13 protein-coding genes are annotated in these 10389 nt (G+C 69.2%); 3 read left to right on the top strand and 10 right to left on the bottom strand.

Features of this window, described 5'->3' with window-relative positions:
* Positions 1 to 102 precede the first annotated feature (102 nt).
* The 7 genes from D476_RS35275 to D476_RS0131365 all read right to left on the bottom strand — a co-directional run bounded on the left by D476_RS35275 (position 103) and on the right by D476_RS0131365 (position 5655).
* Positions 103 to 1299, bottom strand: coding sequence for a tyrosine-type recombinase/integrase (locus tag D476_RS35275; RefSeq protein WP_017627830.1), 1197 nt, complete (start codon positions 1297 to 1299; stop codon positions 103 to 105).
* Positions 1300 to 1320: 21 nt separating this feature from the next.
* Complete coding sequence (locus tag D476_RS0131390; protein ID WP_017627829.1) at positions 1321 to 1524, bottom strand: helix-turn-helix transcriptional regulator; 204 nt, start codon at positions 1522 to 1524, stop codon at positions 1321 to 1323.
* Positions 1521 to 3185, bottom strand: coding sequence for a replication initiator (locus D476_RS0131385; RefSeq protein WP_017627828.1), 1665 nt, complete (start codon positions 3183 to 3185; stop codon positions 1521 to 1523). The genes D476_RS0131390 and D476_RS0131385 overlap by 4 nt, the downstream gene beginning before the upstream one ends.
* The gene (locus D476_RS0131380; RefSeq protein WP_017627827.1) at positions 3185 to 4615 is read right to left on the bottom strand and encodes an FtsK/SpoIIIE domain-containing protein; all 1431 of its coding nucleotides are present in this window, start codon (positions 4613 to 4615) and stop codon (positions 3185 to 3187) included. Before D476_RS0131380 ends, D476_RS0131385 begins: the two co-directional genes overlap by 1 nt.
* Complete coding sequence (locus D476_RS0131375; protein WP_192826456.1) at positions 4615 to 4911, bottom strand: hypothetical protein; 297 nt, start codon at positions 4909 to 4911, stop codon at positions 4615 to 4617. Before D476_RS0131375 ends, D476_RS0131380 begins: the two co-directional genes overlap by 1 nt.
* Positions 4912 to 5014: 103 nt before the next feature.
* Positions 5015 to 5233, bottom strand: coding sequence for a hypothetical protein (locus tag D476_RS0131370; RefSeq protein ID WP_152529486.1), 219 nt, complete (start codon positions 5231 to 5233; stop codon positions 5015 to 5017).
* Entirely contained in the window at positions 5233 to 5655 is a 423-nt protein-coding gene (locus D476_RS0131365) for a hypothetical protein (protein ID WP_017627824.1), read from the bottom strand. Before D476_RS0131365 ends, D476_RS0131370 begins: the two co-directional genes overlap by 1 nt.
* A 348-nt stretch (positions 5656 to 6003) precedes the next feature.
* On the opposite strand from D476_RS0131365, the gene D476_RS0131360 reads away from it, so the two are divergent.
* Together D476_RS0131360 and D476_RS0131355 are read left to right on the top strand one after the other, a co-directional pair.
* Positions 6004 to 6687: a DUF5919 domain-containing protein gene (locus D476_RS0131360; RefSeq protein ID WP_017627823.1), complete on the top strand. Its 684-nt coding sequence runs from the start codon at positions 6004 to 6006 to the stop codon at positions 6685 to 6687.
* 10 nt (positions 6688 to 6697) lie between these two features.
* Positions 6698 to 7171 carry an NUDIX hydrolase gene (locus tag D476_RS0131355; RefSeq protein ID WP_017627822.1) on the top strand — a complete coding sequence of 158 codons (474 nt, stop codon included), beginning with the start codon at positions 6698 to 6700 and terminating at the stop codon, positions 7169 to 7171.
* Positions 7172 to 7173: 2 nt separating this feature from the next.
* Here D476_RS0131355 and D476_RS0131350 read toward each other — a convergent pair whose 3' ends face one another.
* From D476_RS0131350 to D476_RS0131340, 3 genes are all read right to left on the bottom strand, one after another.
* Complete coding sequence (locus D476_RS0131350) at positions 7174 to 7728, bottom strand: HD domain-containing protein (RefSeq protein WP_017627821.1); 555 nt, start codon at positions 7726 to 7728, stop codon at positions 7174 to 7176.
* Positions 7729 to 7753: 25 nt separating this feature from the next.
* A complete protein-coding gene (locus tag D476_RS0131345; protein WP_017627820.1) occupies positions 7754 to 8239 on the bottom strand; it encodes a GntR family transcriptional regulator in 486 nt (161 codons plus the stop codon).
* Positions 8240 to 8381: 142 nt separating this feature from the next.
* Positions 8382 to 8633: a hypothetical protein gene (locus tag D476_RS0131340; RefSeq protein ID WP_017627819.1), complete on the bottom strand. Its 252-nt coding sequence runs from the start codon at positions 8631 to 8633 to the stop codon at positions 8382 to 8384.
* Positions 8634 to 9066: 433 nt separating this feature from the next.
* Between D476_RS0131340 and D476_RS0131330 the strand changes: the two genes are divergently transcribed.
* Positions 9067 to 9795, top strand: a complete 729-nt coding sequence (locus D476_RS0131330; RefSeq protein WP_239648880.1) for a helix-turn-helix domain-containing protein — start codon at positions 9067 to 9069, stop codon at positions 9793 to 9795.
* The last annotated feature ends 594 nt before the right edge of the window (positions 9796 to 10389 follow it).

The following is a 10389-nucleotide window of genomic DNA, read 5'->3' as shown; positions in this document are numbered from 1 at the left end:
GGGCCCGGGTTCACGCAGGTGAGCCCGGGCCTTCGTCATGTGCGCGGTGGGTGTGCCGGGCCGCATTGCACATTCATTGCACATGCGGCAGGGCGAGGCGGCTCAGGCGACCGCCCTCAGCCGGGCCTCATCCATGGCGTCCGCGACCTCGTCGAGGCGGTCAGGGAAGAGGTGGCCGTACCGGTCCAGGGTCATGGTGGCGGTCGCGTGCCCGAGCATCTGTTGGACCACCTTCACGTCCGCACCGGCCGCGATGGCGAGGGAGGCCGCCGTGTGCCGGAGCTTGTGCGGCGTGAGCCCCAGTCCGTCGAGCTTGGCCGCATTCAGGGCCTTGTCGAACTCGCGGTTGCGCCAGTTCCGGATCCGGAGCGGGTGGCCTCGTGCAGTGGTGAACACCAGGGCGTTCTTCGACCGACCCTCTACGAGCGGCCTCAGGTACGGAACGATCGACGCCGGGAGCGGCACGGTCCGCGGCTTGCCCGTCTTGGGGAGCTGCTCAAGCAAGTCCCCCTTCACCTCGGAGAAGGCCACTGAGACGCGGACGCGGCGGTGGTCAAGGTCGATGCGTCCCACGCGCAGTGCGGCCGCCTCGTTCCACCTGAGGCCCGTGTAGGCAAGGAGCAGGATCAGCGCCCGGTTCACCTTGGACGCGGCAGTCATCTGTTGGTAGCGGGTACGCAGGGACCCCGCGCATGTCGCGAGCCGATCCACTTGCACGTGATCGAGGTACACGTGTTCCGCATCACTCCGCTTGGGGAGCGGTACAGCCTTTGCCGGATTGATCGGGATGCGCCGGGGCACGCACCAGGCGAGCACCATGGACAGCAGCGCGTGAGCGTGCCTTGTCTGGGAAGCGCCGAGGTTGCTCCCTCCCTCGTCCCTCGGTTTTTGGAGCGCAGCGACCCAGACAGCAACGTCCTCGTTGTGAATCGCGTTCAGCGGTACGTCACCCCAGCGGGGGAGAACGTGGTTGTCGAGCAGTCCGCGATACTTCCACCAGGTCGACTTGGCGATGTCGGTGCGCGTCGCCAGCCACTTCTCGGCGATCTCGTTGAGCAGGACCTTGCCCGCGGAGGGGTCTCGGTAGGTCCCGTCACGGAGCTGCGCCTCTATCTCGTTCTGCTTGTTCTCGGCGTCCGGCTTCTTCTTGAAGGTGCCCGCGCTCTTCTGGTTTCCGGCGGGGTCGTAGTAGCGGACCAGCCAGCGGCCCGGAGGTGTGCGCTTGGCCGCCTTGGCCTTGGCCACGGCTTCCCGGTACGCCTTGTCCTTGTTCCTGTCATAGACCCAGGCCCTAGCCATGGATGCCGTTCCTCCTGTTCGTCATGGCTGGGCCTGGACCCAGGCGTGGACCTCGTCGGGGACGTAGCGCACGTACCGGCCGACGCGGTGGGAGGGCGGGCCGGTCTCCTGGTAGCGCCACTGGTAGAGCGTCTTTGCCGGGACCCCGAGGAAGGCGGCGGCATCGGCCACCGTCCACAGCCGCTCCGAGCGGCGCTGTCGGGGCACGTCGAGCGTCGCGGTCATGCGGCCCTTTCTCCGGTTGCCGAGAGATTCGGGGAGCGTGCGGCGTCGAGGCGGGCGCGGCGTTTGAGGGTCTCGCCGACCGCGCGGAGCAGGCGGTGTTCGCGGGGCGGCACGTCCGGGTCGGTGGGGCGGGCGAGTTCCCAGGCGAAGGACCCGTTGACCAGGGGCACGCCCCCGCCGGCGTTTTCGGAGTCGGGGGCGTCGGGGTCGACGCCGAGCTGTTCGAGCACCCAGGCCAGGCGGTCGGCTTTGTGGTCGGCGAGGGTCTTGTTCGACCACTTCCGGGACACCAGCACGCGCCGTCCCGCATATCCCAGGTGTTCGCGCCGGTGGGCCTTGGAGCGGCAGAACCCGGGCACCATGCCCTCTTTCGCCCTGTCGGGTTGGACGCCGTAGCGCAGCCAGTTCGCACAGCGCGGCGAGCAGGGTTCGTAGCGCAGGGCCTCCACCAGGCGGTCAACGTGGGCCTCCTGGGCGGGGGTGTCCACGGTGTGGCATTCGGCGATGTCCTTGGTCAGGTACTTGGCCAGGTAGCGCACGCACCGGTCCGCATCCTCCGTGCCCGCCACGACCCCCTTCGCATCGACCTGGGAGCCGAACCGGACCACGTGGTGCGGCTCCGCGGCGGGATCCTCGTCCAGAGCATCGAGGGCCTCGGCCCAGGTGGGCAGGACCTCGCCGGTGGCCGGGTCGCAGTAGTTGCCGGTCGCCTCGTCCCACACCGGCACGTCGGGCCCCTCGTAGACCGCCTCGTCGGCGGGCGGCCACCACACCTGGTGATAGGTCGCCGCGGCCACCTGGCGCAGCTCCGCACGCGGGAGCGTGCCCCTGACGGCCATGTGGACGTGCGGAGCCAAGCGCCGTTGGGGCTCCACGGAGGCGAAGTACTGCACGTCGAACCCGGCCACCCGGCGCAGGTTCTGCACGAACCGGTCCACCAGCTTGGAGAAGTGCAGCGCGTCGCGCGCGGCCCGCCGGTAGTCGTAGGTCGCCGGGTCGACCGGGGTCCCGTCCGAGCGCACCCGCCCGTAGGAGTCCAGCGTCAGCGTGAGGAACATGGAGGGGCGGAAGACCTTGCCCGAGGCGGGGTCGGTGAAGGCCCGCCCCAGCGTGGAGCGCTTCATCTGCCTCTTGGGCAGGTCCGGGGCATCCTGGCGCCGCCGGGTGGACCGCGCCCGCCGGGGCTTGTCCGAGGACGAGGCCGGGGTGACCGAACCACGTAGCCCGGAGGCGGTGATCTCCTCGTCGAGGTCGGCGATCGCCGCGTCCAGGGCGGCCAGTTCCTCCGCCGAGGCGCCTCCCTCGTCGGCCAGGCGCTCCCGTTCGGCCGTCACCACGGCCCGCTTGGCCACCCAGTCCTGTTGGACCTCGGTGGGATTGTCGGGGGCGGGTTCGGGCTCTTCGGTGAGGTGCCAGCCCTCTTCGCACTGCGAGCGCCGCATGGACCGCTTGCGCTTGGCGCAGGCCGGGCAGCGCGAGGCCAGCGTGGTCCCACAGGGAACGTCGATCACCTCGGAGACGCCCGTGGCGATGTCGGTCCGCCGCAGGGACACGGGGCGGATGCACACGCCCTTGTCGGCGGCGATCTGCTCTGCCACCTCCCGGGCCAGGGGCTGGGCCATGCGCTCTGCCCGCGTGGACTTCCCGGTCACGGTCGGCATCAGCCCTCACCCTCCCCACCGGTCTCGCCGTTGGCGGTCATGGTGTCGATGTCCTCGTCCGAGACGTAGGCGGCCCGCACCCGGGCGGGGATCTTGGAGCCCTCCAGCCGGACGAACGCGGTCCCCGGGGCGGACGGGTCGATCAGGTGCGCATCAGCACCCCGGTCCCGGGCGTCGGGGCCGAGCACCATGTCGACTTGGGACGCCTCGTCCAGGCGCAGGGCGACCTTGTCGGGGAACAGATTGCGCAGGTTCATGACCTCCTTGCGCGGATCCTGCAACGCGGCGACGACCGCGAAGCCGACCGAGCGGCCCTGCGAAGTCAGGGTGGCCATGGCGTTCTCGGCGCGGCGCCGCACGTCCCGGTCGGGGTGGTAGGCGGTCAGGAACGCCACCTCGTCCAGAAGAACAACCTCGAACGGGTCATCGAGGCCGGGCACGTGCGAGCGCACCAGGCCCGCATAGCGCTCAGCCCGCGCCTGCATGTCGGCCACGGCCTCTTCCAGCAGCTCCACGCACGCCACACCCTCATCGGCGTACCGGTGGAAGAGCGAACGGCCGTAGGACAGCTCCATCCGCTTGGGATCCACCGCCCGCACCCGGACCAGGCCCGCTTGGATCGCGGGGAGCATCGCGCGCACCGCCGACCAGATGATCGACCCCTTGCCCGCGCCGGTGACTCCGGCGACCAGGACGTGTGTGCCGTGAAGGCGCATGGTCCAGGTGCGGCCGTCCTCGCACCGCCCCATGGGAAGTGCGGCCAGGTCGACGGCATCCGCGTTGTCCGGGACGGGGAGCGCGGGGATGGGGTCGGCGAGCATGTCCCGGCGCGGGAACTCCAAGACCACGTCCAGCGGCCCCAGCACCTCCACCCGGCAGGCCGGGGCCTGGAAACCGTGCGCGAGCTGGGGAGTGCGCTCCTCGAAGTCGGACGGGGCCGTGCCGGGCACGAGCTTGACCCGCACCCGGTCGGCCCACTCGCTGCAGGCCACCGAGCGGATCCGCGGGAGGTACTGGCGCTCCAAGTACGACTCGGCTAGCCCCGAGACGACAAGGACGGGTTGCCAGTGCCGCCGGTACACCCACACACCCCGCACCAGGCCCAGCGCCCGCAGGGAGACCCAGCGGCGGAACGAGACGGGGTGCCAGTGGCGCCAGGCCAGCCCGCCGACGACGGAGACCGTGCACACCAGGGCGGGACCGATCCAGCCCAGGACCCACCAGGAGCCGACCAGCACGGCCGCCGAGGCGACCGAGAGCGGGTAGCGCACCGGCAGCGCGGCCAGGAACGCCAGCAGGCGCCAGGCCCACCGGCCGAGGATGAAGGCGGCCGGTGTCTCCACCACCGGGGTGGTGAAGCGGACCGCGTGCGCGGGGACGGGGGTGGTGTGCTGGACCTGGGAGGCCCCGTTGCCCTTACCGCCCAGCATCAGTGCTCACCCCCGGTCCGCAGAACGTAGGACTCGGCCAGGGCCTCAGCGCGGGACGCGGCCAGCTCGGCACGGGCGGCGGCCAGGTCGGCACGAGCAGCCGCGGCCGTGGCCCGGGTTTCGGGGTCGCGGGTGTTGGTCGCCATGCGCCCGAGAAGGGATGCCTTCCAGGCCAGGATGTCTACGCGGGACGCCGCCGAGGCGGCCGGAGTGGCCGGGACCGAGCGGTGCTCGTGGAGCGTGGCAAGGAAGTCGGCGATCTCCCGGGCCGACACGCGTTCGGGCTGGTCTGCCATGATGAACACACACCTCTTCTGAAAGTTGGTAGCTGTCGGAGGGGTTGAAGGGGCGGCCGAAGGTGTTGGCGCACCAGGCCGCCCCGCTACACGTACGGGCTCCTTAGCGGCCCGCGTGCAGGCGTTCGAGGGCATCGGCGAACGCAGCGGCCGCGTCGGCCAGCTCCCGGGCAACGGCCACCTCATCGGCACTCACCGAGGCCGCATCCTCAGGTCCGAGCTGGAACACCAGCCCCCGACCACCCATCACCAGACACATCCGCTGGGACAGGGCCGGGGCCAGGTCCGCATCCAGGTGGGCGCTCACGACCGTGAATGCCATCACTCGCCGCCCTTCGCAGCGGAGGCAGACGAGGCCGGGGCCTTCTGACGCCCACCGCCGCCCGGGGCCCGCATCCCGCGCGCCCGCAGCGAGTAGGCCACCCGCGGGCGCCGCCCGTTGTCGTCCACGTAGGGCATGACCGCCATGTCCTCGAACTCCACCGGGCGGAACGGCAGACCGGCCGCCTCGTCGGGAAGCACCGGGCACACCTGCGCGGGGATCTTGACCTTCACGGACTTGGCCTTGCCCCGCGCCTCCGGGTCGGCATCGATCACGTCCACCGCCCACAAGGGCAGCCCGGTGTTCTTGTCGAGCTGGGGACGCTTGGTCTCGAAGTCGGTGATGGCCTCCACCCCGAGGGCGAAGGCGCCGTGGGGGAACACCGTCCCGAACTCCACCGGGATCGCACCCTGAATCGCCATGAGTAACACTCCAGTTCTGTTTCGTCCTACGTCAGACGACCTCCGTTGCGGCCGACGAGCAGCCGTTCAACCGAAGATCGATACATGTCTAACATGTATCGAAGACGATTGCCAAGGGATCCGGACGGGCCCTCGTCGGGAAGCTCGGATCCCCCGGTGCCGCCGGGGTCGTGCTGACGGTTACGACGATCCCGCGCAGAGGCCGGACGGGATCACTACATGGCTGGACGTGTTCAGGACGTCCCGATAATGTGAGCGCGTCCTTAGACGTCCTGCGAGCCCCCGGGGTACATGCCGAACGAGAGGTTGCGCGCCGCGCTACTGAAACGCGGAGTCACACCAGCCGAGGTGGCCGAAGCGGTCGGTGTCGACGCTAAGAGCGTTGAGCGCTGGGTCACGCTGGGGCGCACGCCCTACCGCAAGCACCGCTATGCGACCGCGGCGTTCCTCGAAGCGGATGAGACCTATCTCTGGCCGAAGGCGCTCACCCCAGAGCAGAGCAAGGCCGCTTCCGACAGCGAGATCGTGGAGATCCACCCGCACCGGTGGAGCGTTCCGGCGGATGCCTGGAAGCGCCTCTTCGAGTCCGCGCAGGAAGAGATCTCCGTCCTCGTCTACAGCGGGTTCTTCCTCGCCGACGACCCCAGCATGCTCAAGATGCTCGCGGCCAAGGCCAAGTCCGGGGTTCGACTGCGCGTGCTACTCGGCGACCCGGAGTCCGAGGCCGTCTTCCAGCGGGGCGAGGACGAGGGCATCGGCGGGGAGCTGATGGCGTCCAAGATCAGGAACGTCATCCTGATGTACAAGCAGGTCCGTGCTGTCGAGGGCACTGAATTCCGCCTTCACGACACGATCCTCTACAACTCCCTGTACCGGGCCGATGACCAGCTACTGGTCAACACGCACCTGTATGGAACTATGGCGGCCGAGGCGCCCGTTTTCCACCTGCGCAAGATTCCGGGCGGGGAGATGATGGCGACCTACCTGGAGAGCTTCGAGAAGGTCTGGGACGGGGCGCGTCCCCTCGACTGAAGGAGGGCCCGTGGGCAGGCGGATCGACTACTACGACGACCCCGAGGCGCCGCAGGCCAACAGCCGCGTTCCCTCGGTGAACGTGTTCGTGGTCAACGAGCGCGACGAAGTCCTCATGATCCGCCGGACCGACAACGGCAACTGGGCCGTACCCGGGGGCGCGATCGACCTGGGGGAGTCCGTGCCCCAGGCCGCCGTCAGGGAGACCGAGGAGGAGTCCGGGGTCACCTGCGAGATCACCGGCATCGTGGGCACTTACAGTGACCCGAAGCACATCGTGTACTACACGAGTGACGGGGAGGCCCGCCAGGAGTTCTCCATCGCGCTCACGGCCCGCCCCGTCTCAGGCGAGCCGCGTACCAGCGACGAATCCAAGGAAGTCCTCTGGCTCCCGAAGGACAAGCTCGCCGAGCTGACCATGGACCGGTCCATGCGCCTGCGCATCGACCACTTCCTCCAAGGCGGACCCACCCACATCGGATGAGGTCAGCCGACCTCCGCCAACCGCTTCTCGACAGCCCGCACCGCGGCCGTCAGCTCCGGCGACGAGCGGGTGATGGAGCGGTGCACGATGTCACCCGGCTTGTAGCGCTCCAGGATCTCTGATAGCCGACGCTCAACCGGAAGGTGAGTGCCGTCCGGACCGGTCGTCATGTCCGCGTAGGTGATCGCTTCCAACAGGTGGGCCGGGGGCGGGTCGAATGCCTCATCGAGTTCTTCGTACAGGCCGCGTTCCTCTGCCTCCACGGTCGCCCCGGAGTGGTAGGCGACGATGGAGCACAAGCCCTCGTCTGCGTTGATAAGGCGCAGGTAGCGGGCACCGTCGAGCGGATGAAAGCCGGTGAGGCGAAGGTCTGCGCTGTACTCATGGAGGGTCGGGGAGTATCCGATGTCGTGGAGCCAGGCGGCGGCCTCCAGAAGCTCCGCCTCGTCTCCCAGCACCTCGTTCAGCGATCGGGCTTGTTCGGCCACGCCTTGGGTGTGCGCCCAGCGGCGGGGCAACGGCTGTTCGAGCAGTTCGCGCGCGAGTTCCCGCGCCATGTGAACATGTCCCACATGTAGCAGGCTAGCTCGCGGCCGTTCCCGACTCTCTGACGAACCGTCCCTTGCCATGGATCGCGACGACGAGCCCGGTCCCCTCCAGATCCGACAGGGCTTGCCGCGCGGTCCCCCGGGAGACGCCGTACTCTCGCACGATCGCGGCCTCACTGGGCAGCGCATCCCCCGGAGCCAGAGCGCCACTGGTGATCTGCTCCCGAAGGTCGGCGGCGATCCTCCTGTACTGCGCAGGAGGAGTGTCGGTGACCCCGCCTCCCTGTTCCTCCGGCGAGCAGACGACACGCCCGGTCCCCGGGACGGACTTGATGAGCCCATCGGCTTCAAGCAAGGCCAGCGCGCGGCGAACCGTCGTGCGTGCGACCCCGAACTCTTGCCCTACAGCAGCTTCGGAAGGGACAGCGTCGCCCGGAGCCAGGTCGCCACCGGTGATGCGACCGCGGAGCGCGTCCGCGATCTGGTGGTAGGTCCCCCAAGGGGTCGCATGCGGGCTCAAGCACGTTCCTCCGGTCCAGGCGATCACGGTTGCAAGAAAACTTTCATGCAAGCTAGCAAGCTAGGTACCTAGGTGCCCATGTCGACCGCGTGACCGGCGCCCGCCGACTGGGGAAGGTCGGGCGCCGGTCAGCGGCCAGCCCTCACCCCTCCTGAGGGCCGTCTTGATGTCCCCCGCGTCGCAGCAACTCTGCTCTCCCCGCCCCCGCAGGAGGGTGCTCAAGCTCGCGGACGAACATCTCCACGTCCTCTTGGATCAGGGTGGGGGCGTGCTGAGCGGTGTAGTCATGCGCCGTGGCGATCCACAGCCGGGCGGTACGCCGGATGGACCACCGGTCCTTGTAGTACTCACGCAGGATCCGCAGGAGCGGATCCGGGTCGACGTCGGTCCTCACGCCACCACCGCCTCCATGCGAGACATGTCGAGAAGGACGGCAAGGCCGAGACGGCTCCGATCGACGCGTTCCGTCTCCCGGCGCCGTTCGGCCTCCAGCACGTAGGGACGGACCATCCTCGCCAGGGGCGCCACCGGGTACTCCGGCGGCGACGGCGTGAACGGGGTGACCGCATACGGCCTCAGCCGAGGAGGCCGCCCGTCAGGGGAATTGCGCGTCCAGGCCCGCGCGATAAGGTTCCGCATGTTCCGCCTGCTCCGATCAGGTGTGAACCATGCCCCCGGAGTGTCAGCAGCACTCGCGGGGGTCTTTGCTACCTGGGGCGACGATCCTCGGAGCAGGTGGACATGTGTACCACGTATCGGACATCTTGAGGGACGTCTAGGGACGTCTTCTGTTATCGTCGGGGTCCCGCATCCCGGAGGGCGCCGACGTGAACACCGCACTGCGCGAGGCAATGGCCGCGTCCCAACTCACGGACACCGACGTGGCCGCACACCTCGGAGTCGACCCCAAGACCGTGCGCAGGTGGATGACCGGACAGCGCCCCTACCCCCGCCATCGGTGGGCAGTGGCCGACCTCTTGGGAGTCGCGGAAGCCGACCTGTGGCCCGACGAGGAGCCGTCTCCCACTCCTCCGCCATCACCGCACGCGCAGCGCGTGTACCCGCACCGTTGGCAGGTCCCGCGCGAGGTCTGGCACGACCTGTTCGCCAGTGCGGAGCGAGAGATCGGGATCCTCGTCTACAGCGGCCTGTTCCTCGCCGACGACGCGGGTATGCACAAGGTCTTGGCCGAGCAGGCCCAGCGCGGCGCAAGCGTTCGCATCCTTCTCGGCGACCCGGAGTCCCAGCACATACAGCGCCGAGGTGAAGACGAGGGCGTAGGGGACGCCTTGGCCTCCAGGGCGCGGAACGCGCTCCTACTCTTCAAGCCGCTCTGCGACCTTCAGGGAATCGAGATCCGGCTTCACTCCACCGTGCTCTACAGCTCCCTGTTCTTCACGGAGAAACGCGTCCTCGCGAATCAGCATCTCCACGGACTCCCTGCCGCAAAGTCGCCCGTGGTGGTGGTCGACCGAGCCACGTCGCCTGACATGGCGGAGACCTACGTACGCAGCTTCGAACTCATCTGGCAAGAGGCCAAGCCCGCCACCCGGTAGGGGCAAAGCGCCACCGTTGCCGAATTGGGCTGTATGGGATCAAGGGCGACGGCGCTCCCGCGCCGTCGCGGCCTTCCCGCTCTGCGGGCTGGGGCTGCGGGCTGCCGCCCGGTCCCCAGCCCGCGACCGGTCGGCCGGAGCCACTGGGGCGCCGTGGCCGCTCTCGTCACCGCCTCAACACACGGCGCGCCGTCGCCCCCACGGCAGGCGGGAAGTGGTCACGGCCGAGTGCCGACACCACGTCTCGGGCCAAGGGCGTGTGGAACCAGGGGGCTCCCGCCCCCGTGGACCCCCGGATCCCGGAGCACCCGCTTGCGCGATGCGGCTCTGTCTGTGGTCCGGACCGAACGCGCAATCGGGCACTCCGGCCCGTTCCCGTGGTCGCCCGCCGCCGGGGCGTGCCGCCGGGACTGACCAGGTGAGACGTCGCCCCTCCATTGCACATTCATTGCACATGCCGTCAGGAGAGGGCGAGGAACCCTGAGAACCGGCCAGCACTCGGACCCCAGGTAGAGACGCTAGGGAAGCGAGATCCTCACGCCACAGAGACGGCCGGATAGAGCAACCTTCCGTGGGTTCAAATCCCACCTCCAC

The sequence above is a fragment of the Nocardiopsis chromatogenes YIM 90109 genome (genome assembly GCF_000341185.1).
Lineage (GTDB): Bacteria > Actinomycetota > Actinomycetes > Streptosporangiales > Streptosporangiaceae > Nocardiopsis_A > Nocardiopsis_A chromatogenes.
The sequence above is the reverse complement of the archived record's forward strand: the minus strand, read 5'-3'. Positions and strand labels throughout refer to the sequence as shown.